This is a genomic window from Companilactobacillus halodurans, assembly GCF_009600985.1.
GTDB lineage: Bacteria > Bacillota > Bacilli > Lactobacillales > Lactobacillaceae > Companilactobacillus > Companilactobacillus halodurans.
The window spans coordinates 1-24687 of sequence record NZ_VDFP01000007.1 but is presented as its reverse complement, the minus strand read 5'-3'; the positions used below and the strand labels follow the sequence as shown (position 1 = coordinate 24687).

The window sequence follows — 24687 nt, the reverse complement described above, 5'->3', positions numbered from 1 at the left end:
GCTTATTTACCAACTAATTCATGAGTAGGTTTGTACCAATCATCATTAACTTTTAGAAGAATTGTCTTGTCGCTCTTCTTTTGCCATAATGTTGGTGTTTTGCTCTTTCCATCGGAGAATAAATCTTTATTCTTAGTAAATTCTTTTGATGTGAAGCGCTTTGTAATTGCATCTTGATCTTTTTTAGCTAGAGCTTTTGTATTAACTACGAAAGGTCCATTTTGAACTGGTAATACAGAAATATTAACTAATTCTTTACCTTTGAATTCTGCGAATGGTGCATCAGCATCGTCTTTAACTTTGAATGTTGAACCAACCTTGTCGTAGCTTCCATCAGTAACTTTCAAGAATGGTGTTAAATCAATATCATCAAAAGCAGCAACGTCAACGTCACCCTTTAGCAAGTTAATTGCTGAACCTGGGTGAGTAGTTCCGTAAAGTACCTTAGTAAAGAATTTTCCACCTTCGGATAATTCATCTTTATTCTTTAATTTAAAGTGCTTTTGAATTTCATCTGTAGGAACGGCGAAACCTGATGTTGAACTAGTTGAAACAAATGATGCTTTTTGACCTTTAATTTTGTCGATGTCATACTTGCCATCTTTCTTATATTGGTCAGCTTTTTCCTTTGGAACCATCAAATATGAACGGTAACTTGCGCCTTTTGTTGTACCCTCTGGACCTGATTGAAGAAGCAATGGTTCAACTTTTTGATTTTGCGCATGTGCCTGAATATAACCATCGGCACCCATGAATGCCAATTGTGCTTTACCTGATGCAATTGCTTCAATAGCAACGTTATAATCAGTTGTTGTTTGAATATTGATTTTCTTACCCGTTGCTTTGTGTAATTCTTCTTGCAAAGCTTTACGTGATGCAGTAAAGTTCTTTGCTGATTCATTTGGATAGAACACCATTGTGATTTCCTTACTACTATCACCACCAGCCTTTTCTGATGCTGAACTCTTTGATGAACATCCTGCTAACACACCTGTTAGTAGAAGAAACACCCCTAGAAAAGCGGTTAATAATCGCCCTTTTTTCATAAATAACTCCCAACTTTCTTCGTCAATTTTTTTGAACATTCTTAGATTAACAAAGCAATGTAAAAAAATAATATATTTTCTGTAAATTAATGGTTTATTTCTTTTACATAATTTATACATTTTTTATACAATTATGTGATTGTCCTTTGGGATATAATGTATATGTAAAAATAAATAGGAGGTAAGTTTATGGCTACAAATATTCCTTATATTGAATTATCAAACGGTGTTTTAGTTCCCCAAGTAGGGTTAGGCGTCTTTAGAATGAGTGACCAAGAAGTTGAAAATAGCGTCAAGTGGGCTATCCAAAATGGATATAGACATATCGACACGGCTAGTTTTTATGACAACGAAGAAGCTGTCGGCAGGGCAATAAAAGACTCTGGAATTGACCGTAAATATCTTTTTGTTACTACAAAGATTTGGAATAATATTCGTGGATACGATGAAACAATTGCTCAATTCAATAAATCATTGGAAAAATTGGGCTTAGATTATTTAGATCTTTATCTAATTCACTGGCCTGCTCAAGGATTTGAAGAAGACTGGCGTGCCATGGAAGACCTCTATAAAGCCGGAAAGATTCGTGCTATTGGCGTTTCCAATTTCAAAGCTCATCATATTGAGCAACTTATGAAAAATGCTACGATTGCACCAATGGTCGACCAAATTGAGACTCACCCTTATCTTCAAGAAACTGATCTTCATGAATATCTCCAATCAAAAAACATTGCTCATGAATCATGGAGTCCACTTGGAGCAGGCTTGAATAAAGTTATCGACAACCCTGTTATCAAAGAATTAGCCGATAAATATCAAAAGAGTCCTGCACAAATAGTGCTTCGTTGGCATATTCAACGTGGAGAAATAATTATCCCTAAGTCAACTCATGAGGAACGTATTAAGGAAAATATTGATATCTTTGACTATCATTTTGATTTGACGCCTGAAGATATGAATAAAATTGCTGAATTGGATTCAGACCAACGTGTTGGAGCTGATCCAGATGACACTGATTTCTTGGATAAATCAATGACTTATACCAATCAAAACAATGCAAAATAATTTCAAATGAAAAAATTGAACGCAAAAAAAACTCGTAGACTAATAAGGTCTACGAGTTTTTTTAATCTATTAAACGAATTTTCCGTCGATACTCTAATGGCGTTTGCTTATATTTATCTCTAAACGATGCATAAAAGCTTTTTTCATCTGGAAAACCAACGTCAGCTGCAATTTTCCCAAGATGATCATCGGTTGTCTCTATTAACATTGCTGCTTTTTGAATCCTTAACAGGGTTAAGTACCTCTTAGGTGAAACACCTAGATAACGTTTAAAGAATTTAGAAAAATAAGCGTAACTATAGTTATAATTTTTGGCCATTTGCGATAATTGAATCTCATTTTGATAGTTATCGTGAAAATCAGTAATCATCTCAGAAATGACTTCAGGTATTTCTGGCTCAACTTTTTTATCATCAGTAAAGTTTTTGACTAACAAGCTAATCAATTCAACTTCAATTGACAATTGATGCAACCGATTATATTCATCCCCCGAGTCATTATCAAAATCCTTTATTTCATTAATAATCTTAACTAAGCTTTTAAAGGCAGGTATCTGACTGTCTTTTTTTGGTGCTCTGATAAGGTTAAAGGTTTTATTCTCTATCGTTTGTGGCAAACAATGATGTAGCCATTCATAGTTTATTAGAAGCGTGACGATTCGTTGATTCTTTGTTATATAACTATCGAAACTATGAATCAAACGTGAATTAACAACGAAGACATCCCCCTGATGCATTTCGTACTTTTTATCTTCAATAAACATCGTACCAGGGTTGCCTTTAGCCACATATGTGACCTCAATTGCTTCATGCCAATGCGGTACCACATATTTCTTACCAATTGGCCGGTGATAAATACACTTGATTGGGTTGATATAGTCAAACTCCAACAATTCCATTGGTGTAGGCATTTTCTTGGCTCCTTTCGTAATAAAACAAAAATTGGTAGTCAATTGAACAAATATTATCTTATATCAATAATTGTAAGCGCATACAATATGTGTTGTCAATAAATATCTTAAATACAGCATAAAACAAAGGAGCAAAAAATGGCACATTTAAAAGTTAATTATTTTTCCAATGCATTGCTTAAAGATTGCCAAATGGATGTCTTACTTCCTCAAAAAACGTCAGATACCCCAAATTGGAATAAGGAGGTTTTAAACGACTTACCCGTAATTTATTTGATGCACGGGATGAGTGATGACAATACTGCCTGGCTACGCAAAACTCGTTTGGAACGATTGATTAAATCAACGCCTGTCGCGGTTATTCTCCCTAATGCCGATTTAAGTTGGTATTCCGATACTTCTTATGGAATGAATTACTATGACGATATTGCAGTGGAATTGCCAAAAGTAATCCAACAATTCTTTCCACAAATATCAACTAAAAGAGAGAAGAATTTCTTAGTTGGCACCTCGATGGGTGGATATGGAGCTTACAAAATTGCCCTTTCAACCAATAATTTCAGCTATGCAGCCTCTCTTTCAGGAGCTTTCAATCCCAGGGGTACCAATAAGATTCTTGATAGTTTTCGATCACAAGCATACTGGAACGGCGTTATCAACAAACGAGACGACTTTGCAAATTCACCTGACAATCTCAAACACCTCGTTGAACAAAAAATGGCTTTGCATGAACAATTTCCTAATTTCTATGCTTGGTGTGGAAAACAAGACTTCTTATACGATGACAATTTAGATTTTGTCAATTTCCTTAAGCAAAGAAATATCCCTATTACGGATAAATTCACTAACGGCAAGCATGATTGGTATTACTGGGACAAGTTTTTAGAAGATGTCTTGGAGTGGTTGCCTATCTCATATCTACCAGAAGAAAGATTATGTTAAAGGAGTGAAAAAAAATGAAATATACAAACGATGCTAAACAAATCATTTCCTTAGTCGGCGGAAATGACAATATCAATACTTTAATCCACTGTATGACCCGCTTACGTTTTACTTTGAAAGATGAATCTAAAGCCAAGACTTCAGAAATTGAAAAACTTGATGTAACTATCAAAGTTATGAAAGCGCAAGGACAATATCAAATCGTTATCGGCAATAAAGTCACTGACGTCTATGATTCAATCATCGATCTTTTGCCACGACTAGCTGCTGAAGACCAGGGCTCAAAAGAAGAAACCAATAAGACAGAAACTGCTGAAGAAAAACCTCAAGGATTTATTGCTACCTTTAAACACGGCTACGACGAATTCATTGGTGTCTTAACTGCCTCAATGATGCCTATTATCGGAGTTTTGGCAGGTTCAGGTATTACCAAAGGTATCTTAGCTGGTTTAGTCAGTGCTAATCTTTTGAGTGACAAATCAGGTATTTATCTTCTAATCAATACGATGGCTGATACAATTTTTTACTTCCTGCCAGTTATCTTAGGATTCACAGCTGCTAAAAAATTAGGGTCGGACCCAATCGCTTTAGCAGTAATTGGAGCCTTTCTAATTCACCCTAATATTATCGGCATAGCTGCTAATAAAGTTCCAGAGGTTTCACTATGGGGTGACTTCGCTGTCAAAATCATGAACTACTCTGGATCAGTCTTTCCTATTATCGTAGCCGCTTGGTTAGGAAAATATGTTGAGAAATACTTGAAGAAAGCCATTCCTGAAATGATTCAAGGAATCTTCGTACCTATTATCGAAATAATTATTCTTTCTTTTGCACTATTATTAGTTGTTGCACCAATTATCACTGTTTTGAGTAAAGGTTTAGCAAACGGAATTTCTGGATTGTTAGCTTTCAATGGCATTATCGGCGGTGCAATCTATGGTGCCTTCTACCCTATCTTAGTAGTCTTTGGTTTACACTGGCCACTTATTCCTATCGTTATCAACGACTTAGCTGTTAATGGTCAAAGTGTAATCTGTGCTTTAACATCTATTACAGCTGTCGGAATCGCTGGAGCTGTTTTAGCGGTTGCCGTCAAAACTAAGAAGAAGAAATTTGAAGCTCTGGGATATTCAGCTGGGGTTTCTGCTCTATGCGGTATCTCTGAACCTTCACTTTACGGAATCCTTTTGAAATACAAAAAAGTCTTCTATATGACAATGATTGGTAATGCTTTAGGTGGAGCCGTTGCTGGCGGGATGCATTTAGTTATTTATGGTTTCACTGGTAGTTTGATTGGTTTTCCTTCATTCATCAACCCTAAAGCTGGAATCGATAGCAATTTCACAGCTTATGTAGTTTCTCATTTAGTAGCCTTTGTTGCAGTTTTCGTTCTAACATATCTCTTTGGCTATAGCGACAAAATGGTTTCATCTGATCAAGAAGTTTAATCGTTATTGCTTTATAAGCTAAAATAAGTTACTATAAGATAAATACTTATAGTAGCTTATTTATTTTTAGGTGGGACATATTATGCAAAAAGAACGGTTAGATTTAATCTTAAAGACTCTTCAAGAAAAGAACACTTTGACTTTAAAGGACATTATCGATTTAACCGGCACTTCAAGAGACACCGCAAGACGGGATATCGTTAAATTAACTGAAAATAACTTGGTCGAGCGTAATTATGGCAGTATCAGTCTACCAAATACTTTCCAAAAGCTGGACAATTATTTGAAACGTAGCGATGACAATATCGATGACAAACAGGAATTAGCTAAACAGGCAGCAATCTTCACCAACCATGCTTCACAAGTCTATTTAGACGTCTCAACAACGGTGGAATTCATGCCTAGATATATTATCAATTCTAATCTCTTCGCAATTACCAATTCCCTAGATACTGCAGATCAACTGATTCGTCACGCCCCTTGTAAATCAAGAATCCTTGGTGGTAATCTAGACCCTGAAAAACGCTGTGTTACTGGCACTATGCCATGTTTAGATATGGAACATTATAATTTCGACTATGCTTTTATCAGCAGCGTGGGAATTGACGAATCCGGAATTTATTACGCTTATGAAGATGATATCGATTATAAAAAAAAGATTCGTCAACAAGCTAAAAAAGTTGTACTTTTGCTCGACCACAGCAAAGTCAATGTAAAGCACAACTTCAAAGTTCTTAATCTCAATCAGATTGATTACATTATTACGAATGGAGAATTGCCACAAAAACTAGAAAAAAAACTAATTAAATCAAAAACCCAAATGATTTACATGTAAGGAGAAAATTATGAATAAAACAATTTTATTTGATGTTGACGGTACTTTAATCGACACAGAAAAAACCATTATCAAATCTTTTCAAAAAAATCTCAATGATTCTCTTGGCGTTAAGCCAGCAGCTAAAGACTTATTTTACATTCTTGGTATCCCTGGAACAAAGGCAATCGAACGTTTTACTAAGGACCCTAAAGAAAGTAAAAAATTATTAGATGACTGGGCTAAAAATGACCAACAGATGTTTCATTACACTAAATTATTTGCTGGAATTGAACAAATGCTGCAACTATTAAAAAATAAAGGCGTCCAATTAGGAATCGTTACTTCAAGAACCGATCGAGAAATGCAAATCGTCCTTGATAATTTCGACCTCAAAAAATATTTTGACGTCTTTATCACCGCTTCAAAAACAAAATTGCATAAGCCAAATCCCGAACCAATTTTAAAAGCTATCGAGACTTTGAAAATTGATCCTATCAACACGCTTTACATTGGCGATTCAATTTATGATTTCAAATGTGCTAAAAACGCCGAAGTTGAATTTGCTTTAGCCAGCTGGGGAGCTAAAGAAAAACCTGAGTTTTCTAAGGTCGATTACTTTTTGAAACGACCAACTGACTTAGTTAAAATCTTGTAAAACAAATAGACATGGCAATCTGCCATGTCTATTTGTTTGCCTTAAAAAAATTATCCTTCAATATACTTAAAAACTTGTTGACCAGCTTGTCTACCAAAGATAACCGTTTCGGCAATTGAATTGCCGCCGATACGATTATTACCGTGCAAACCGCCACTAACTTCGCCGGCTGCAAATAATCCAGCAATAACTTTATCATCAGTATTTAAAACCTGTGTTTTATGATTGATTGATACTCCACCCATTGTATAGTGAACAGCCGGAGCAATGTGAATCGCATAGAATGGACCATCAGAAATATTTCGTTCCATGCCAGTAGTCCGACCAAATTTAACATCATTTTGACTCTCAACAGCACTATTCCAATCGTAAACCGTCTGTTGCAAAGTTTGATCATCAACATTGATAGCTTGTGCTAACTCATCTAAGTTTTCACCCGACTTGACTAACCCAACATGATCATAAAATTCAATAGCTTTCACTCGAGAACGAATATCGCGGTCGAAAATTAAATAGGCTCCCGTACCACCTAAATTATCAATTGCGGCCGTCACATTTTTTCTGGTATCTAATTCGTTAACGAATCGCTTCCCGTTATTATCAACTAAAATAGCACCCTCGCCACGAACAGCTTCACCAATCAAAAAGGCATGAGGCGTATCTTGTTGAACTGTTGGATGAACTTGGACTTGATCCATATCGACTAATTTAGCGCCAACTTTTTGAGCCAATTTAAGACCATCGCCAGTTGCTCCGGGTTGATTAGTCGTCCGCAATTTCAAAAGGTCTGAACGATATTGAGCTAACAAATCTTTACCGGCGCCAAATCCACCGGTAGCTAAAATAACCGCGTCACTTTTGATTTCAAATTCACCATCACGAAAAGCTTTGACACCAGAAATTTTTTTATCTTTCATTAATAAATCAGTTACTGTGATTTTATCAAAAAGCGGAATTTTATATTTAGCAACATACTTCAATAATTCTGTAACTAAATAGCCACCAATCGGAGCTAAAGAACTAGGGCGGTGCGTGCGCATCGTTTTCATACCGCCAGTAATCGTCAAATCATCCAATTTAATATCATGTTGAGCTAACCAATCAATTGATAAAGCAGCATGTTCAGTAAAGAACTTCAATAATTCGGGATTATTCTTCTTGCCGCCACCAATGAAAGTTTCTTGATAAAAATCTTCAAAACTATCAACTATTTTGTGATTCAATTGCACAAAAGTTTCCGCAGCATTCATCCCTGAAGATGCTCTGGTCGTATTGCCGCCAATTTTATCCATTTTTTCCAAAATAACTGGTGAAAGACCCAGTTCATAAGCTTGGATAGCACTAGTCAGTCCCGTTCCACCAGAACCAATAATAATTACGTCATAATGATTCTTCAGTTCTTCAAAATTAGTTGGCTCAAATACAAATTTTCCTGCCATTTTATTTCCCCTTGTTAATATTTGTCATATCAATCGGCACGACCCATTGATCGAATTGTTCCGCTGTAACCATGCCTGATTTTACTGCTGATTCTTTTAAGGTCATTCCATCACGTTGTGCCTGTTGGGCAATTTCGGCACTTTGATGATAACCAATGTGTGGCGATAAGGCAGTGACTGTCATCAACGACTGATCGACCAATTCTTGCATCCGTGATTCATTGACCGTCAATCCAGCAATCATTTTATCGGCAAAGCCCATAATTGTACCCGTCAGCAAGGTGCTCGATTCTAAGAACGAACTGATAATAACTGGTTTATAGACGTTCATTTCAAAGTTTCCTTGACTAGAAGCAACGTTAATTGTGACATCGTTACCCATCACTTTAGTTGCTGCCATCGTAATTGCTTCAGCTTGAGTAGGATTGACCTTGCCTGGCATGATTGAAGAACCAGGTTCATTAGCAGGAATGTTCAATTCCCCATAACCAGACCTGGGACCACTAGCTAAAAAGCGGACATCATTAGCAATTTTCATTAAATCGCTGGCCAGAGTTTTGATAGCACCGTGAACGACATTTAATCCCGAATGAGCAGCTAAGCCGTAGAATTTATTCGTGTCAGCAGTAAAATCATGTCGATAAACTTGCGTCATCTCTTCAGCAATCCTATCAGAAAAACCGTCGGCAGCATTCAAACCAGTTCCTACAGCCGTACCGCCAATAGCTAATTCACTCAGCGTTTGATTAAGCTGTTCTAAAAAGTTTAAATCATGTTCCAGCATGCTGACCCAACCACTGACCTCTTGACCAAAAGTTAATGGCGTAGCATCTTGAAGATGAGTCCGACCAATCTTAACAACCTTCCAGTACTTAATTTCTTTTTTGCGAAGTACTTCAATCAAATGTTTGACTGCTTTTTCCAATTCGACCACACTCATAGCAGCTGTGATGTTCATTGCTGTTGGAAAAATATCATTTGAACTTTGTCCATGATTAACATCGTCATTTGGTAAAATCTCAATTTCAGGATCAATCTTTTGGGCAACATGACTGACAACTTCATTGACGTTCATATTGGTTTGCGTCCCCGAACCTGTTTGATAGATTACCAAAGGAAAATCTTTTCTTAATTCTGAATCATCTAATTTCAACAATTCATCGATAGCTTGAACAATCAAGTCAGCCTTAGTTCCAGTTATTGCTTGAGCCTCTTTATTAGCAATAGCTGCCGCTTTTTTGATTTGCAATAAAGCTTTAATTATCTCTAGCGGCATCTTTTCACCTGTGGAAAAATTATTGAGACTGCGTTGCGTTTGCGCACCCCACATAGCATCGATAGGAATCTTGACTGCGCCCAAGGTATCTTCTTCAATTCTATAATCCGACATGATTTTCCTCCAAAATAAATAGTTATTTTAATTATAACGGAGATAACTTTTCGACCCAAACAAAAAGAAGCCATGACAATACATGACTTCTTTTTGTTTCTGTTATTCTATTCCATTAATACTCCAATGCTTAGGAATACCAGAATCAGAATAACTATCATTATTAATAATTTCGTCACAAACTTGATCCATTTATCAAAACCAACTTTCACCATTGAGAGTGATACTAAAATTAAACCGGTTGGTGCAATCAAACCTATTAAACCTTGTCCCCAATTATACGCATTGATAATCAATGAACGATCGATTCCAACGACATCGGCCAAAGGTGCCATGATAGGCATCGATAAAACGGCCAATCCTGAAGACGATTGAATAAAGAAACCAAGGATAATATAAACAAAGAACAAAACGCAGATGAACAAGACATTATTCATACCGCTGATTTGATTACTGAAGTACTGCATAATCGTATCGCTGACAAAACTCTTCTCCATCACGATACCAACTGATCTAGCTAGACCAACAGTTAATGCTACACCTAGCAAGTCGCCAGCACCTGACACGAAGCTATCGACGAATTTGCTTTCCTTTAAACCAGCCGTAAAAATCAAGATGTACGTTACAGCTAAGAAGACCACCGCAATTTCTGTGAAATACCAACCTAACTGCTGAACACCATAAATCATCACTACAAAGCCCATCGCAAAGACAATCAACGAGAGCTTTTGGCGCAAAGTAAATTCACTTTTAACTGACATATCCATATCACCCAAGAAACGTTCCTTATCTTCATCTGCTTGATCAGCAACTAAGGATTTGGCTGGGTCTTTACGGACTTTTTCAGCATAGTGAATCGTATAAACAATTGAAATACCAACGGCACAAAACCACATCAAGGCTCTCATTGGTAAGCCGTCAGTAAAACTGATTCCGGCCGCATTTGATGCAATTACAGTTGAGAACGGATTGATAGTTGAACTCATCGAACCAATTGCTGTCCCCAAATAGACCGCCGCGACTGCAGTCAATGTATCATAACCTGCTAATAGAAAGATTGGAATTAGGATTGGATAAAAAGCAATTGTTTCCTCAGCCAATCCAAAAGTCGTTCCTCCTAAAGCAATCAGTGAAGTCACAATGACAATCAGCCATTTTTGCTTGCCCTGAAGCTTTTCGGATAATCGTTTCATCCCCGAATCCATTGCTCCAGTGGCATTGACTACCCCGATGACTCCACCAAGAATCAAAATAAAGACGATAATGTCAACACTATCGACGATACCTTGAACTTGTGAAGTCAAAAATTGATTGATGGTTCCTAATACCCCACGTTTAGGTTTCTTAATTTGGTGATAGGTATTAGGAATCGCTGCTGGACGATAAATTGTCCCATCCTTGAACTTAGAGACCTTGATTTTTATCTTATATTTATCAAGCGTTTTTTGCGTGGCATCTTCTTTAATTGTCTTACCTGATGCCTTCGTAATAACGAACTTATCTAGTCCAGAATTATATTCCAAAGTACTATATTTACCTGATGGTATGAAGAATGTTAAAGCTTGAACCAAAATTAAAACAATAACGATTACCGTATACGCGGATGGAAAGCTATGCTTTTTCTTTTTGGCACTTGCCATAATGTATCCCCTCTTTTTCCTATAATTAAATTATTACCAATTCAATTATATCAGGAAAGTTAGCGGTTACATTAATATTTGATGACTTTTCTTTTGCTGTCCTTGATAGCTCTCAAAGCGCGTTTTCTAGTTTTGATATTAGGGCTTTTTAGATTACGATAAGCCGTTGCTGTATTCATTCTTTCCATAATAAAATCTCTCCTATTTTTTACCAGCTAGCTTTTTTAACGCCTGGAATCTGACCGGCATGAGCTAGTTGTCTAAAGTTTAAACGAGACATTCCAAATTTGCGCATATATGCATGAGGACGTCCATCTAATGAATCACGATTCTTTAATCTAACGGGACTGGAATCTCTAGGCAATTTCGATAAGGCAATATAGTCGCCCTTAGCCTTTAATTCCTTACGAACTTGAGCATATTTTTCAATTAACTCGAGTTGTTTTTGATTCTTAACGATTTTTGATTTTTTAGCCATTACTTTACCTCTTTAAAAATTTCTTTTTGTCTTGTCTTTGGTGAATATTTCAACAATTCCAAACGGTCGGGATTGTTTTACTTGTTCTTTGATGTCAGGTACAAACGTTCATTTGTCTTGGCACATTCTAAAATAATATTTTGTCTCATAATAATACCCTCACAATTAAATGATAAATTTTACTGTTTAGATTTTACGGATTTTGATGCCAACTGTCAATTAATTAGTTTCAAGTTTTATTTCCTTATTGTCAGCCTTGATATCACGCAATTTTTAATTTACTCAAATTAAATAGTTGACATTTGTTCGGTGCCTAACTATACTATCTCTTGTAATAAAGTTCGGTACCGAATTAAATTAATAAAATCGAAATGAGGAATTTAATATGAGTAAAATAACAGATGATTTAATGAAACAATTAAGATTTATCAGTGAAGCTGCAAATTTTTATATGAGACAAAAGAAACAAAAGTTAACTGGACAACAACGAGTTCTTGCCATCTTGAAACTAGAAGATGGCTTAACTCAAAACTATTTAGCTGAAGTTTTGGATTTACGTCCTAGTTCATTAGCAGAGTTAATGAAGAAAATGGAAAATAACGGCGACATCACTCGAAAAGAAGATGAAAATGACAAACGCAGCAAGCTGGTCTTCTTAACTGATGCTGGTCGCACCAAAGCGGAAAAGAATGCCTCACTAAAAAATGAAGATTATAGTGAAACTTTCTTAGCAGGTTTAAACGATGATGAGAAGCGTCAATTCAGTGATTATCTTCAAAAGATTTCTGATGGTTGGGACGATGATTTCAAAAAGAATTCGGAAAAGTTCATTGATCCCACCGATCGTTACAAAGCAATGCGGAATATGCGCGAACAAATGATGCAAATGCAAGATTCGATGACACCAGAAGAAGTCAGACATATGCGACACGAAATGAGGAGAAAAATGCATCACGCACCATTTGGTGGACCCTGCATGCAAGACGGCAGACATCCTGAAAAACCAATGGAACATGGGCATGGTCATCGTCCAGATTTCCATAAAGATTTTTGGCGCGGACCTAGATTTTAATTAATATTTTTAGATTGGATCAAAAGAGCCTCAGAACAATTTGTTCTGAAGCTCTTTTTTCTTAAAAGTTATTTTTCTAAAATCTTTTTAGCAATCTCTTCAGTAGTTTCATCAAATGCTACAAAATAAACTCTCGCATCCAAATTATCTTTTCTCACAGTTTCAAGAGCAATGCTAATGGCCTCTTCCAAAGGATAACTATAGACACCAGTGCTCAAAAATGGAATTGCCAACGAATTGACTTCCAATTTATGAGCTAATTTCATCACTGACTCATAGGCACTGACCAATAATTCTTTTTCACCGTGTTCACCATCTTTATATCTAGGACCAACGGCGTGAATCACAAAATCAGCGTTTAAATCGTAAGCTTTCGTATAAACAGCTGTTCCAGTTTTAGTTCCACCAAGCAATAACATATCCTTGGCTAAATTAGGACCAGCTTTTTTATTGATAGCACCATCAACCCCACCGCCAGGTACTAAAGCACTATTAGCCGCATTGACGATTGCATCGACATGAAATGGCAAATAAGCAATGTCACCTTTAATAATGGAAATTTTTTCCATGCAGATCACTTCCTAAAGGACATATTTCTCAATAGCTTTCGAGACACCATTTTGATTATTTGTCCCTGTAACTACATTAGCACTTTTTTTAACTTCAGTTGGAGCATTATCCATGGCCACACCGAGTCCGGCAAGTTTTAACATCGGCACATCATTAAAGTTATCGCCCAAAGACATCGTCTCGGATAACTCCAAATTGTAAGTCTTCGCTAATTCCCGCAGAGCTTTCTCTTTTGAAACTTGCGCATTGGTAATCTCTAAATAATTAGGTTTGGAAAGATAAAATGAGCTATTTGCTAAATTGCTATCACGCAATCTTTGGTGGACTTGAGCGATTTCTTCTGGTTCACTGATCAATAAAATTTTATGCACCGGCAAATTATTTTTAGCGACCAATGTCTGTAAATCAGTCACAATCGGCGTCAATTTGGTGATGTCTGCTTCAATTTTGACCCACTTATCAATTTTTTCCACATACCAATCGGAGCCCGAATATAAATTGATAGCTACCTTTGGAAAATTTTGTTGAATAATCGTCAGCATTTTTTCAATTTCGGCCTTTTCTAATTGATGGCTCAAAATTGTTGAATAGTTGTTGCTTTGCAAATCTTTGACTACTAGAGCCCCATTGTAACAAGCAATCGGATTATCCAAAACGTCTAATTCTTTAGCAATATTTAACATCCCTTGTGGAGAACGGGCTGATGCCAAGACAAACGGCACTGACTGTTTTTTTAAATTGGCGATAGCAAGTCTTAAACCTGTATCAATTTTGTTATTGTCATCTAAAATCGTTCCATCAATATCACTTAAAATCAATTTAATAGCCATTTTCCCACCTCAATATTTAACCTTAACAAGTGATTTGATTTTTGCTGCAGGTTCTTTATCTGTTATCAAGTAATCAAAGTCTGACAAATTGCCAATACTATAAGTAGATTCCTTTGAAAACTTCGTATTTTCAGCTAACAAAACTTTAACCTTCGCATGTTTTAATGCTAACTTTTTAACAGCAGCATCCTCTTGATCAGCAAAAGTAACTCGATTATTTTTCAATCCAGCGGCTCCAATAAAAGCCACGTCAAAACTTATATCCTCTAAAAATTGAGTCTCATTAATTGAATAAAAGAAGCGATTTCTGGAAAAGAATTTTCCACCTAAAGTATGCAAATCGACTGATGAGTTATCGCTTAACATAATCGAATTATCTAATGAATGCGTATAGACGATTGTCTTCGTGTCTAAAAGCTGCGCCAGTTTCAAAACAGTAGTCGAAACATCAAAAAAATAAATGCCATTTACTTCAATCAATTGCAAAGCTAACTTAACAATCCGATTTTTAGCTTCGTTAAAATCCTGCAATCGCTCATTAAAAGATGCAACAGGTTTGTTTTCTAAACGCATAATGCCACCGTGAACCCGTTTGGCTTGATTGGCCTGAGCTAATTTTTCAAAATCACGTCGAACGGTATCTCGAGAAACATGAAAATATTCAATCATTTCTTCAGACGTCAAAACTTGTTTATTCTTCAATAATTGCAAAACTTCCTCTAAACGTTGTTCCTGCAACATCTCCATCACCTCTACCCAGATAATAACATATTATATGTATTTTTAAGTATTAATCTGCATTAATAAGTATAAGCCATAATTAATTGCTTAATAAACCTATTAAAATCACCGCTATGATAAAATTAATAAGAAATCTATAAAAAGCGAGGTGAGTTCATGAATGGACTAGTTCCATATATCAACGATCTCCAAAAAGTATCGCTTTACTGGGGTTTGGCAACCATTTTGATGTTAGTGATTTTCCTAATCTTTTGGTTGAAGGAACCCCGCAGATTGATTAATGGAATCACTTTTACAATTTTTTTCGTCAGTTTCTTAGCGGAATTAGCAGTCCTTATTTTCAGTACAGCTAATTTAACTTTTGTTGTCATCATGGGAACCATTTTCTTGTTGATTGTTGGAATAATAACAATAATATTGTTATTCACTTGGGCACTTTTACTGTGGAATGCCTTCGTAGTTTGGAAAAAAGAAACTCACACGATTTCCAATATGCTGACTTTACTGCTAGCTATCGTTTTAATTGCCCTGTGGATATTCAATGGCTTCGTCGCTGGTCATTCACAGTTTTTGCCCAACTGGTTCAACACCTTGATTTCTGGACTCCCAGCTATTGGACTTTACTTGATAATTTGCTCATACAATTTCTTAATCAACGTTTTCTTATATCAATTTCTACCGAAACGCTACAAAGCTGACTATTTAATCGTCTTAGGAGCAGGGTTGATTGGTGGCGATAAAGTATCCCGATTACTGGGCAATAGAATCGACGCAGCCATCAAGTTTGCCCATAAACAAACTCAAAAAGGGCGCAAGACACCTAAGATTGTTTTTTCCGGTGGTCAAGGACCAGATGAGAAATTATCGGAAGCTAAAGCCATGGCCCAATATGCGATTGCACATGGTTGGAATGAGAAATTGACCTTATTGGAAGATAAGTCGCGTAACACTTTACAAAATATGCAATATTCAAAAATTGTTATCGAAAAAGACTTTAATTCAAATGCTGCAAAAATTAAATTCTTCAGCAATAATTATCACATCTTCCGCGCGGGATTGTATGCCAAGATGGCTAACCTAAATGCCAATGGAATCGGTGCTCCCACCCGCTTTTACTTCTTACCTAACGCTTTGATTCGTGAATTTGTCGCTGTTTTCTTAATGAATAAAAAACGTCACATGATAGTTATAGGAATAATTATTTTGATAATTCTCTTATTAGTTGGAGTTACTATTTATACCGATATCGTGGCAAAATAAAAAATCGAGACCTTAAAAGGATCTCGATTTTTTTATATACCGCGTTTATATAATGTGTATGAATAAAGACAAGGCAGAAGCATAACTGTCAATAAAATGAACCAAATCATCCCTGAAACGGAAAGTAGCCCACAGATTATTAACAATATTCCAACAATCAAACTCAAATTGGCAGCAAAGTAATTCGTCAATTGCCAATTCTTCTTGCTTTGTAACGTCCACTTTAATCTAATGCCAATTGCACCATTAGGTTTTACTCCTCTTAGAATGAAACCTAAGATTACTAATAAAATCCCTATGGCAATATTTATCAACAGACTACTGAAATTCTGCAATTTTATACCAAAAGCTGTGGATAACGTCATCAAGCTCAACATCACGGAAACGATTGGAAAAATACTGCTAACTAGATTCAACATCCAAATAGGATTAGTCTTTTTTCGTAAATCTTTAAAGACAATGTACAGCATAAAAATTTGTGCAACCGTCAAAATACCTGGCAATAATAATACGGCCATTGTTTTAGAGCTATAAGAATCAGCTACCATTTGAGCATTAAAATGAGTCAGCAATTTGGCTGGCAATTTCTTCCAAAAAATGAGCTCAAAAACCAATGGCAACCAAATAACTAAAAAAGAAATGATTGGAATAACTTTTTGACGTTTCATGTTATCATCTTCGTTCATTCAAGTTAGCGTATTATAAACCCAAATTAAAGGAATAGCATCTTTAAAGATTTTGCTTCATTACCACTACGGTATAGCCAGGAACTGAGATTTCTTGACCTGTTTTTTCAAACTTGTTTTTCTTTAAAAACTTCTCACTGATACTATTTCCTTTAGGATAAGCTAATTCAACCTGTTTTAGGCCAGATTGTTTTAAAATTGGCAACAACTCACCCATAATCAAACTGCCGACACCCTTCTTTTGATTATCAGCATTGACCATGAAAAAGCCGATCCAAGCAGTTATCTCGTCTGGATATTTCATAATCATATCTAAGATAGCGATTAGTTTATTATCTTGATAAAATCCAACAAAATACTTATCGTCTTGTGTCTTATCAGCTGGGACAACATTGATATCCTCTAAAATAGAATGACGAGTTGGTCGTGGTGGACAAAAGTTATAGTAAGATGAATTGCTATTAGCCAAATTCAAAACCGTACTAGCATCACTTGGCGTTAATTTCTTTACTTGAAATTTTTTGGATAAGTCTTCAATCTTAATCATTTTAGATCCTCTTTTCTAAAAGACAGCATAACAAAAAAACATCTCCCACACATGAGAGATGTTTTAAAATTATATTTTAATATCTTGTGATTTAAAGAAACTATTTATTTTTCAAAACCATTATTGGCACTGAGTTTTGCATACCAATTGCCTGATTTTTTCAACGTTTTAGTTTGAGTATGAATATCGTCTCGAATCAAACCATAACGATTACGATAAGCATTTTTCCATGACCAACAATCAATGGCTGTCCAAACAAAATAACCATGACAATTAGACCCGGCTTCGATTCCCTTATGCAACTGTATCAAATGATCATGGATAAATTTAATTCGATAATCATCTTGAATGACTCCATTTTTCATAAAACGCTCTTCTCTAGAAACTCCCATACCATTTTCAGAGACAAACCAAGGAATATTGCCATAATTATCTCGAATGTTAATAGAAATATCATAAAGGGTCTCTGGATAAATCTCCCAACCTTTATCTACATTCATAACACGACCGGGCATTTCATAATTATCAAAATAAATATCTGGCATCCAATCTTGAAGACTCTTTGGTGAAACACTAGGCCTTTTGACCCGTTCAGGATGATAGAAATTTACTCCTAAAACATCAACTGTATTATCTTTAATTAAATCCAGTTCTTCTGGAGTACTTTCAAAAAGAACTCCTGCATCATCTAAAATTTTTACGAGATCTTTAGGAAAAGTACCTAATACGGCAGGGTCTAAGAAAAGATTATCATCCCACATAGTAGCAAATTTTGCAGCTTTAATATCCTCTGGTTCATTGGTTGCTGGATAAGCTGGTGTCAAATTTAAAATTGTTCCAATTGTAGCATCAGACTCATTTTCATTTTTCCAAGCTCTGAACTTTTTTACAGCTTTAGCAGAGGCCAAATTCAAATTATAAGCTACTTGCACAGCTGCAGGGCCATCAACACGTAATGGATAGTGAAATTTGTATAGATATTCACCATCTAAAATAACTTTAGGTTCATTAAATGTAAACCAATGCTTTACACGGCCACCAAATAATTGGAAACACTTGTTAGCATAATCAGCGAATAAATCAGTAACATGTTTTGATTCCCAACCACTAAATTTTTGATATAACTTAACTGGCAAATCAAAATGGCACAAATTAATATAGGGTTCGATACCATTTTTTATCATACAATCGATTACATTATTATAAAATTCGACACCATCTTCATCTACTTCACCAGTTTCAACGTTTTTTATCAAACGGCTCCACTGAATTGAGGTCCTTAGGGCCTTAATGCCTGCCTTTGCCATCAATGGAATATCAGTTTGATAATCATTATAAAAGTTAGACGCTTCATCTGGACCTACACCATCGTAGAAATCTCCAGGTTTCTTTTCAAACCAATAGTCAAAAACATTTTGATTTGGTTTATGAAAATTACCCTCAGATTGTGGCCCTGAGGTAGCAGCGCCCCAAGCAAAATCATTTGGAAATTTTATCATTTTTGAGAATTCTCCTTTGAATATGTTTGGTAAAAATCAACCGCAGCTCCACGTAAATTAGCTTCATCAGTGTATTTACAATTGACAACTTTAGGTTTAATTGATGCAATTTTAACAATTCTACGAATCTTTTCAATTTCCTTATCTACTTCTGGTAATAAATGTGGATTATTAGAAACAGCACCACCTAGAACAATCAATTCTGGATCAAAACTATATTGTAGATTGTATATTCCTTTAGCAAGTGAATAATACATTACTTGTACTTCTTTTTTAGCACGCGTATTGCCTTGTTGAGCTAAATCAAATACTTCTTTACCACTATAGTTAGTTTGGGGATTTGAATTATTATTGTACCTTTGCGCAACACCAACAGAAGTTGCTAGATTACTCAAAGTATATTTATCATCAACTAAAGTAAATCCAAATTCACCGCCGAATAAATGCGCACCATGCCATATTTTATGATTAATAATTACTGATCCACCAACACCAGTACCAATAATTAGAAACAAAAGACTAGATACATCTTTACCAGCGCCAGAATCTAATTCTGCTAAAGCAGCACAATTAGCGTCATTTTCCATACTTACGGGCAATCCAAAACGACTTACTAATTCTTTTTGAATTTTAAAATTGTGAATATAAGGGAGGGCTGAAGCTCCTTCAATCACACCCTTTTTTTTATTAACAGCACCAGGTGAACTGATTCCGACTCCAGTAATTTGATAATTTTCTTTCATAAAATTAACACGTTTAGTCAGACCTTGATAAAAGCCATCTAAATTATCGGGTGTCTTAATGGGATCAATCTTTTGTAATTGGTCTTTATTTTCCACAGCAAATTTTATTGATGTACCACCAATATCAATCAAACCTAAATTACTCATTTTTTTTGATCTCCATTTCAAATGGTGCTAAAGGTGCACCAAATTCATTAAACAATGTACATTTTGGATAATTTTCAAAAGCATACCGAACTTTTCTAATTTCTTTAGAATTCTGAATAATAATCAGTTTACCGACTATTGTTACTTCCTGTGTCGACCAATGACCATCCTTTAAAATTTCAAATTCCGCTTTACCTCTTTGAACTAATACATTTGCACTGGCAGCAAATAAAATTAATTTATTATTTTGAAATTCATGACGATAAATATAAGGCGTAGAATTATAGTTTTTATTGGACAATATTTCGCCAATTCTAGTTCCAGCTATTCGTTTATGAGCCGGGTGAATATTATGTTTCTCACCAGTATCAGCGATAGAAATCAAATGTACATTATTAATCGTTTGACAAATCTCAAGTTGATATTGCCGTATTACCGCCCAAGAATTCTCTGGTTCATCAAAATAACCTGGCAATTGAATAACATAAAATGGTAATGATTGATCATTAAACAATTTACGCCAGCTCAATATCAATCCTCTCAACATTTTTCCATAAATCTCAGGATTATTCGCGTCATTCTCCCCTTGATACCAAACTAATTGATTAAACGAATAATTCTGTATCTGTTCAATCATTGTATGAAACAATCCATTTGGACGTAAGTATGACGTTGGTGTCATTGGAGGTGGCCAAGGAGTATGTCCAACCTTATTTTTTGCATCACTCAAGGATACTTTAGGATTTTCTTTTTGGAATTTTGCTAAATCAGTATTATGTTTTTTAACGGCAGCATTATACTCGTTAAATTCCTCATCAAAATCAGCTTTTCTCTTACCTGTAATTGCCTCTTCAAAAGGTTTTATGAATTGATTTTTAAGCTCTTGATCAGATTGTAATATTTCTTCAGGAACCCAAGATGAGATAGACGTCCCACCTTTATAGCAATCGATAATACCAATAATTGCATCTGGATCAATTTGATGTAATTTTTTTATTGTCCAAAAACCAATATCTGACATTTCCCAAAGATTATTTTCATTAGCAACTTGCCAGGAAGACTTTTTTAAATCTTTTGGCAAAGTTAAAATTTTATCTTGGTACTCTAGCTGGGGGACATTATAAAAGTAAACATTTTTTAAATTTAAATTTTCAATTTGTTTTTGATATTCAATATCATCTCGAAATTTAAATTCAATGTTTGATTGACCAGTTAAAAGAATAACTTTTCCTGTTCGAACACTCTTCAAAGTGATGCTTTCATCTAAATTATTAATTGTTATTTCTGTTGTCAGGTGATCTCTCAAAGGATCAATCTTAATAATCCATTTTCCATCGGAATCTGATTTAGTATCAAAAATCTTATCCTGAGCTCTTACTTCAACTTTTGAATCACGAATTGCATGACCACTGATCTTGAAAATCTTATTTTCTGGAACAACCATTCCATCAGTATAAATGTCATCTAACTTCAAAACACTATTCATTGATTTGCTCCTTAGTTTTTAACTGAGCAATTTCTTCGTGTAAATTGATAACTTTTTGTGCAACTGTCATCATAATATCAGCTGACATAAAGTGATCTTGAGAATGAATTAGCATCAATGACTTTTCAATCTTTTCACCATTCATTTCAGCAGTCATCCACTTTGTTTGGATGTTATGTGCCTTATGCAAAGTTTTTTGATCATCGGTCAAAGTTGCTTTAGCTTTTTCAATCTCACCGTTTTCAGCTTGACTCATTGCGTTAATACACATTGATTTAGCCGTTCCAGCAACTGAGATTAAATCCATTGCACGTTTTAATTGTTTTTCATCCAAATTCTACATCTCCTATGCTTGACTAGTCTTTAATTCTTTTTCGGATTCTTTATGTGCTTCATCTAAAGCAGCATCTTTTGCAACATCTGGATTCAATTTATTGTCCATCTTAACAAATGGGTAATAGATTGCTGTAGTTGCAACAACAATCACGGCCTGAACAATTAATCCAGCAATTGAACCTGTGTAAAGCATACCTGAAAGTAATGTCGGTACAGTCCAAGGAACATTATTAACAATTGGTCCAATAAATCCAATCTTATTAAAGAACAAACCAATATAGAATGCTAATGGTTGAGCAACCAACCATGGAATAAAGTATAAGGGATTCAAAATAATTGGAAGGCCGAAAGTAACAGGCTCTGAAATATTAAAGATAGCAGGCATCAGTGAAATTTTAGAAACTTTCTTAGCAGCAGCTCTTTTTGAAAATAAAATCAGAGCTAGAACTGGTGAAACAGAACATGAACCAGCAGCGACTGTTGAAAAGTTCATGAAAAGTGTTGAATAAATATGATGTGCTTGACCTAACATATTTTGAGTATCATTGATATTCCATGTCAATCCAAAGATTGGTCCCCAAATTGATGTTGGATGAATACCAAACCATTGAAGTAAACTCCAAGTAGTCTGTGAAACAAAGGCGAATAATCCAGTACCAGAAATCGCCATAGCAGGTTTTTGCAAAGCTGTTAACAATAGTTCTGGCATTGTCTCACCAGTAAAGCTTGTACTTAAACCAGTTAAAATAATGAAAACAGCCATAGTAATAACGCCAGGAATCAATGATTCAAAGCTTCTACCAACAGCTGGTGGAACTGAATCTGGCATTTTAATAGTAATGTGCTTTTCAAGAATCTTATTGTAAATCCAAACTGCAAAACCACTAATTAGCAATGCAGCAAAAACACCTTTAGTACCAAAGAATGTTGTATCCATGTAATTTAAAACATTAATTGCCTTTTTAGATCCAGTTGGTGTGTATTGGAACTTCCATGGCATACAAATGAAAAAAGCTCCAAGAGCATATAGTACAGAAGTCATGTGCTCTTTACTCTTTGGGAAATATTTGCGTGAAAATGTATTTGAAAAAATTACGACTAATAGTACTGCAAAGGTATTCAATGAACCATTTGAAATTAGTCCAATCAAATTACCAACGGTAGTCAAACCATTGAACAAACCTGAGGCACTCCATGCAGACCAAGAACCACTAATCAAAAGTCCTAATCTCAGACCTTGCTTACCAAAAACCAACCCATTGGTTGGATCAACGAAAACATTTTGAATCATTATCGCAAACCCAGCAATCATTGAAGTGGCAGCAACAATAATAAATGAATCACGGAGCGTTAGTAAAAGTTTGTTAGCAGCAATTTTACCAGCTATCCTAGTAAAATTTGTTTGAAAGTTTTCTTTCCAACTTCCTTTTTTACCCATTTTAGCCAATCCCCTTTTCTTTTAAGACATCTACAATAGTTTGTCCATCCATACTACCGAATTGTTGCATTGTTAGTAGAATAACTGTCGTATTTGGATGAGCTTTTTTAGTTTGATCAAATGCCCAACCAATTTGAGGAGCAAGTAAAATTACATCGACATCATCTCCGACTTCGTCTACCATACCGAAATCATAAGCATCAACTTTTACATCCTTACCTTCAGCATCATAAACTTTTTGCATTTTGGAACCAATTAAACTAGTAGAGAAACCTCCGCTACAAAAAATGGCAACCTTTAACTTTTCCATAAATGAAACCCCCTTTATTTGTTAACGCTTTCAGTATAATTTCATGAGGTGAGCAAGTCAATACCTTTTATAAATTTGTTATAACCAATTTACAAAATTTACGTATCTTGGTGTCTTTGCCTTTTGAATCATATATAATCTATTTAAATTGCTTCATGTAATGAAAATTGCGACGAACGAATGTACGTATAAGTATACTCAAAAATCTGACCATTATCTAAAAAAGAACGCTGACCAACAGTCAGTAATGGTTCAGGTTGTGGCAAATCCAATAATCTACTTGTTTCATCGTTTGACATCTCTGATGAAATAGTCCTTATTGCACTATCCACTACCAAATCCAATTCATCTTCAACAAAGTCATAAATTGAACCCATTAGTGATTTCATTTGAATACCTTGTATTACTTTGACTGGCATGAAAATATTTTGTAAAGCAATGATTTTTTCTCTGTCCATAATCAAGCGCTCCACTTCATATGTTAAATCAAATTGATTAATTTTCATTTGATTCATTACTGTTTTACCAGGCTTGCTCACACCAAAATTAATTAATTTCACTTGATATTTATTAAAATCAAAAATCTCCAATGATTGTTTCTTTGAAATATCTTTCCCTTGTTGATTATCTTTCACAAAGGTTCCTGAACCTTGAATTCGATAAATCAATCCCTCATTTACTAAGATATCCAATGCTTTTCTTACAGTAATTCGACTAACATTTAAAGATTTAGCAATTGCTGTCTCTTGTGGCAATTGATCATTAATCTCATATTCTTTTTCTAAAATCTTCTGCCGTAAACGATTCGCCACAATCACATATTTGGGCGTCACTTTCATGTATTTGCCTCCGATAAATCTCACTATGCATATTTGTTATAACAAATATTTACTTGCATTACAAACATTATACGCTCCTTAGGTTTGTCTAACAATCGTCTATACCAATAAATTATTTTTTTTAAATAAACTTTTATGCTTTCTAAAATATTAGAAACAATATGAACGCTCGTTCAACTATTTTTGATAATAAAAAAAATCATACCCTTTAAGGATATGATTTTTAGGCTGTACGATAAATAAAGTTGATAGGTATTTTGCCATCAACTTTATTTTTGTATACCATTTATTAGTAATAACCATTTAAGAACACCAAAAAAGGACACCATTCATGCCCTTTAGATGTTCGACCC

General features: G+C 35.1%; 26 protein-coding genes and 1 pseudogene. 7 read left to right on the top strand and 20 right to left on the bottom strand.

Going from position 1 to position 24687, the window contains the following annotated elements; translation table 11 throughout:
• Window positions 1-2: 2 nt before the first annotated feature.
• On the bottom strand, window positions 3-1046 hold the full coding sequence (locus FHL06_RS04815; protein ID WP_153385102.1) for a phosphate/phosphite/phosphonate ABC transporter substrate-binding protein: 1044 nt from the start codon (window positions 1044-1046) through the stop codon (window positions 3-5).
• 189 nt (window positions 1047-1235) lie between these two features.
• Between FHL06_RS04815 and FHL06_RS04810 the strand changes: the two genes are divergently transcribed.
• The gene (locus tag FHL06_RS04810; protein ID WP_153385101.1) at window positions 1236-2111 is read left to right on the top strand and encodes an aldo/keto reductase; all 876 of its coding nucleotides are present in this window, start codon (window positions 1236-1238) and stop codon (window positions 2109-2111) included.
• Between the two features lie 61 nt (window positions 2112-2172).
• Here FHL06_RS04810 and FHL06_RS04805 read toward each other — a convergent pair whose 3' ends face one another.
• Complete coding sequence (locus tag FHL06_RS04805; RefSeq protein ID WP_153385100.1) at window positions 2173-3021, bottom strand: AraC family transcriptional regulator; 849 nt, start codon at window positions 3019-3021, stop codon at window positions 2173-2175.
• A 138-nt stretch (window positions 3022-3159) separates the two neighbouring features.
• Between FHL06_RS04805 and FHL06_RS04800 the strand changes: the two genes are divergently transcribed.
• The 4 genes from FHL06_RS04800 to FHL06_RS04785 all read left to right on the top strand — a co-directional run bounded on the left by FHL06_RS04800 (window position 3160) and on the right by FHL06_RS04785 (window position 6883).
• Window positions 3160-3963, top strand: coding sequence for an alpha/beta hydrolase (locus tag FHL06_RS04800; RefSeq protein ID WP_153385099.1), 804 nt, complete (start codon window positions 3160-3162; stop codon window positions 3961-3963).
• A gap of 14 nt (window positions 3964-3977) precedes the next feature.
• The gene (locus tag FHL06_RS04795) at window positions 3978-5411 is read left to right on the top strand and encodes a PTS transporter subunit EIIC (protein ID WP_153385098.1); all 1434 of its coding nucleotides are present in this window, start codon (window positions 3978-3980) and stop codon (window positions 5409-5411) included.
• Window positions 5412-5493: 82 nt separating this feature from the next.
• Window positions 5494-6246, top strand: coding sequence for a DeoR/GlpR family DNA-binding transcription regulator (locus FHL06_RS04790; protein ID WP_153385097.1), 753 nt, complete (start codon window positions 5494-5496; stop codon window positions 6244-6246).
• A 10-nt stretch (window positions 6247-6256) separates the two neighbouring features.
• Window positions 6257-6883, top strand: coding sequence for an HAD family hydrolase (locus FHL06_RS04785; protein WP_153385096.1), 627 nt, complete (start codon window positions 6257-6259; stop codon window positions 6881-6883).
• A 50-nt stretch (window positions 6884-6933) separates the two neighbouring features.
• Here FHL06_RS04785 and FHL06_RS04780 read toward each other — a convergent pair whose 3' ends face one another.
• From FHL06_RS04780 to rpmG, 6 genes and pseudogenes are all read right to left on the bottom strand, one after another.
• Window positions 6934-8322 (bottom strand): flavocytochrome c, encoded by a 1389-nt coding sequence (locus FHL06_RS04780; RefSeq protein WP_153385095.1) that lies wholly within the window; start codon window positions 8320-8322, stop codon window positions 6934-6936.
• Window position 8323: 1 nt separating this feature from the next.
• Complete coding sequence (locus tag FHL06_RS04775; protein ID WP_153385094.1) at window positions 8324-9712, bottom strand: class II fumarate hydratase; 1389 nt, start codon at window positions 9710-9712, stop codon at window positions 8324-8326.
• Window positions 9713-9819: 107 nt separating this feature from the next.
• Window positions 9820-11352: a YfcC family protein gene (locus FHL06_RS04770; protein WP_153385093.1), complete on the bottom strand. Its 1533-nt coding sequence runs from the start codon at window positions 11350-11352 to the stop codon at window positions 9820-9822.
• Between the two features lie 71 nt (window positions 11353-11423).
• Window positions 11424-11540 carry a putative metal homeostasis protein gene (locus FHL06_RS14370; protein ID WP_162000243.1) on the bottom strand — a complete coding sequence of 39 codons (117 nt, stop codon included), beginning with the start codon at window positions 11538-11540 and terminating at the stop codon, window positions 11424-11426.
• A 20-nt stretch (window positions 11541-11560) separates the two neighbouring features.
• Window positions 11561-11830 (bottom strand): 30S ribosomal protein S14, encoded by a 270-nt coding sequence (rpsN, locus tag FHL06_RS04765; RefSeq protein WP_153385092.1) that lies wholly within the window; start codon window positions 11828-11830, stop codon window positions 11561-11563.
• Window positions 11830-11979, bottom strand: a pseudogene (gene rpmG / locus FHL06_RS04760) (50S ribosomal protein L33). Before rpmG ends, rpsN begins: the two are co-directional and overlap by 1 nt.
• Window positions 11980-12215: 236 nt before the next feature.
• Here rpmG and FHL06_RS04755 point away from each other — a divergent pair.
• Window positions 12216-12902, top strand: coding sequence for a MarR family winged helix-turn-helix transcriptional regulator (locus tag FHL06_RS04755; RefSeq protein ID WP_153385091.1), 687 nt, complete (start codon window positions 12216-12218; stop codon window positions 12900-12902).
• 68 nt (window positions 12903-12970) lie between these two features.
• Here the strand turns inward: FHL06_RS04755 and FHL06_RS04750 are convergent, their stop codons facing one another.
• Genes FHL06_RS04750 through FHL06_RS04740 form a run of 3 tightly spaced genes read right to left on the bottom strand, consistent with a single transcriptional unit; the run spans window position 12971 to window position 15043 of the window.
• Window positions 12971-13471, bottom strand: a complete 501-nt coding sequence (locus tag FHL06_RS04750) for a macro domain-containing protein (RefSeq protein ID WP_153385090.1) — start codon at window positions 13469-13471, stop codon at window positions 12971-12973.
• Window positions 13472-13483: 12 nt separating this feature from the next.
• Window positions 13484-14302, bottom strand: a complete 819-nt coding sequence (locus FHL06_RS04745) for a Cof-type HAD-IIB family hydrolase (protein WP_153385089.1) — start codon at window positions 14300-14302, stop codon at window positions 13484-13486.
• Between the two features lie 9 nt (window positions 14303-14311).
• Complete coding sequence (locus tag FHL06_RS04740; RefSeq protein ID WP_153385088.1) at window positions 14312-15043, bottom strand: DeoR/GlpR family DNA-binding transcription regulator; 732 nt, start codon at window positions 15041-15043, stop codon at window positions 14312-14314.
• Window positions 15044-15199: 156 nt separating this feature from the next.
• Between FHL06_RS04740 and FHL06_RS04735 the strand changes: the two genes are divergently transcribed.
• A complete protein-coding gene (locus tag FHL06_RS04735) occupies window positions 15200-16303 on the top strand; it encodes a YdcF family protein (RefSeq protein WP_153385087.1) in 1104 nt (367 codons plus the stop codon).
• A 32-nt stretch (window positions 16304-16335) separates the two neighbouring features.
• On the opposite strand, the gene FHL06_RS04730 is transcribed toward FHL06_RS04735, so the two are convergent.
• The 9 genes from FHL06_RS04730 to FHL06_RS04690 all read right to left on the bottom strand — a co-directional run bounded on the left by FHL06_RS04730 (window position 16336) and on the right by FHL06_RS04690 (window position 24334).
• The gene (locus FHL06_RS04730; protein ID WP_162000244.1) at window positions 16336-16971 is read right to left on the bottom strand and encodes an SdpI family protein; all 636 of its coding nucleotides are present in this window, start codon (window positions 16969-16971) and stop codon (window positions 16336-16338) included.
• Between the two features lie 61 nt (window positions 16972-17032).
• Complete coding sequence (locus FHL06_RS04725; RefSeq protein ID WP_153385085.1) at window positions 17033-17536, bottom strand: GNAT family N-acetyltransferase; 504 nt, start codon at window positions 17534-17536, stop codon at window positions 17033-17035.
• A gap of 104 nt (window positions 17537-17640) precedes the next feature.
• Window positions 17641-19035, bottom strand: a complete 1395-nt coding sequence (locus FHL06_RS04720; protein WP_153385084.1) for a glycoside hydrolase family 1 protein — start codon at window positions 19033-19035, stop codon at window positions 17641-17643.
• On the bottom strand, window positions 19032-19925 hold the full coding sequence (locus FHL06_RS04715) for an ROK family protein (protein WP_153385083.1): 894 nt from the start codon (window positions 19923-19925) through the stop codon (window positions 19032-19034). Before FHL06_RS04715 ends, FHL06_RS04720 begins: the two co-directional genes overlap by 4 nt.
• Window positions 19918-21411, bottom strand: coding sequence for a sialate O-acetylesterase (locus FHL06_RS04710; RefSeq protein WP_153385082.1), 1494 nt, complete (start codon window positions 21409-21411; stop codon window positions 19918-19920). Before FHL06_RS04710 ends, FHL06_RS04715 begins: the two co-directional genes overlap by 8 nt.
• Window positions 21404-21745: a PTS lactose/cellobiose transporter subunit IIA gene (locus FHL06_RS04705; protein ID WP_153385081.1), complete on the bottom strand. Its 342-nt coding sequence runs from the start codon at window positions 21743-21745 to the stop codon at window positions 21404-21406. Before FHL06_RS04705 ends, FHL06_RS04710 begins: the two co-directional genes overlap by 8 nt.
• Window positions 21746-21757: 12 nt before the next feature.
• Entirely contained in the window at window positions 21758-23185 is a 1428-nt protein-coding gene (locus FHL06_RS04700; RefSeq protein ID WP_153385080.1) for a PTS sugar transporter subunit IIC, read from the bottom strand.
• A gap of 1 nt (window position 23186) precedes the next feature.
• On the bottom strand, window positions 23187-23495 hold the full coding sequence (locus FHL06_RS04695) for a PTS sugar transporter subunit IIB (RefSeq protein ID WP_153385079.1): 309 nt from the start codon (window positions 23493-23495) through the stop codon (window positions 23187-23189).
• A gap of 143 nt (window positions 23496-23638) precedes the next feature.
• On the bottom strand, window positions 23639-24334 hold the full coding sequence (locus FHL06_RS04690) for a GntR family transcriptional regulator (RefSeq protein WP_153385078.1): 696 nt from the start codon (window positions 24332-24334) through the stop codon (window positions 23639-23641).
• Window positions 24335-24687: the final 353 nt, after the last annotated feature.

Bases quoted from the DNA above. Each gene is read 5' to 3' on its own strand.
- FHL06_RS04800 (WP_153385099.1), top strand. From the start codon at position 3,160: ATGGCACATTTAAAAGTTAATTATTTTTCCAATGCATTGCTTAAAGAT.
- FHL06_RS04695 (WP_153385079.1), bottom strand. From the start codon at position 23,495: ATGGAAAAGTTAAAGGTTGCCATTTTTTGTAGCGGAGGTTTCTCTACT.
- FHL06_RS04815 (WP_153385102.1), bottom strand. From the start codon at position 1,046: ATGAAAAAAGGGCGATTATTAACCGCTTTTCTAGGGGTGTTTCTTCTA.
- rpsN (WP_153385092.1), bottom strand. From the start codon at position 11,830: ATGGCTAAAAAATCAAAAATCGTTAAGAATCAAAAACAACTCGAGTTA.
- FHL06_RS04775 (WP_153385094.1), bottom strand. From the start codon at position 9,712: ATGTCGGATTATAGAATTGAAGAAGATACCTTGGGCGCAGTCAAGATT.
- FHL06_RS14370 (WP_162000243.1), bottom strand. From the start codon at position 11,540: ATGGAAAGAATGAATACAGCAACGGCTTATCGTAATCTAAAAAGCCCT.
- FHL06_RS04755 (WP_153385091.1), top strand. From the start codon at position 12,216: ATGAGTAAAATAACAGATGATTTAATGAAACAATTAAGATTTATCAGT.
- FHL06_RS04725 (WP_153385085.1), bottom strand. From the start codon at position 17,536: ATGATTAAGATTGAAGACTTATCCAAAAAATTTCAAGTAAAGAAATTA.
- FHL06_RS04785 (WP_153385096.1), top strand. From the start codon at position 6,257: ATGAATAAAACAATTTTATTTGATGTTGACGGTACTTTAATCGACACA.
- FHL06_RS04690 (WP_153385078.1), bottom strand. From the start codon at position 24,334: ATGAAAGTGACGCCCAAATATGTGATTGTGGCGAATCGTTTACGGCAG.
- FHL06_RS04710 (WP_153385082.1), bottom strand. From the start codon at position 21,411: ATGAATAGTGTTTTGAAGTTAGATGACATTTATACTGATGGAATGGTT.
- FHL06_RS04720 (WP_153385084.1), bottom strand. From the start codon at position 19,035: ATGATAAAATTTCCAAATGATTTTGCTTGGGGCGCTGCTACCTCAGGG.
- FHL06_RS04810 (WP_153385101.1), top strand. From the start codon at position 1,236: ATGGCTACAAATATTCCTTATATTGAATTATCAAACGGTGTTTTAGTT.
- FHL06_RS04770 (WP_153385093.1), bottom strand. From the start codon at position 11,352: ATGGCAAGTGCCAAAAAGAAAAAGCATAGCTTTCCATCCGCGTATACG.
- FHL06_RS04735 (WP_153385087.1), top strand. From the start codon at position 15,200: ATGAATGGACTAGTTCCATATATCAACGATCTCCAAAAAGTATCGCTT.
- FHL06_RS04750 (WP_153385090.1), bottom strand. From the start codon at position 13,471: ATGGAAAAAATTTCCATTATTAAAGGTGACATTGCTTATTTGCCATTT.
- FHL06_RS04700 (WP_153385080.1), bottom strand. From the start codon at position 23,185: ATGGGTAAAAAAGGAAGTTGGAAAGAAAACTTTCAAACAAATTTTACT.
- FHL06_RS04745 (WP_153385089.1), bottom strand. From the start codon at position 14,302: ATGGCTATTAAATTGATTTTAAGTGATATTGATGGAACGATTTTAGAT.
- FHL06_RS04730 (WP_162000244.1), bottom strand. From the start codon at position 16,971: ATGAAACGTCAAAAAGTTATTCCAATCATTTCTTTTTTAGTTATTTGG.
- FHL06_RS04795 (WP_153385098.1), top strand. From the start codon at position 3,978: ATGAAATATACAAACGATGCTAAACAAATCATTTCCTTAGTCGGCGGA.
- FHL06_RS04740 (WP_153385088.1), bottom strand. From the start codon at position 15,043: ATGTTGCAGGAACAACGTTTAGAGGAAGTTTTGCAATTATTGAAGAAT.
- FHL06_RS04790 (WP_153385097.1), top strand. From the start codon at position 5,494: ATGCAAAAAGAACGGTTAGATTTAATCTTAAAGACTCTTCAAGAAAAG.
- FHL06_RS04780 (WP_153385095.1), bottom strand. From the start codon at position 8,322: ATGGCAGGAAAATTTGTATTTGAGCCAACTAATTTTGAAGAACTGAAG.
- FHL06_RS04715 (WP_153385083.1), bottom strand. From the start codon at position 19,925: ATGAGTAATTTAGGTTTGATTGATATTGGTGGTACATCAATAAAATTT.
- FHL06_RS04805 (WP_153385100.1), bottom strand. From the start codon at position 3,021: ATGCCTACACCAATGGAATTGTTGGAGTTTGACTATATCAACCCAATC.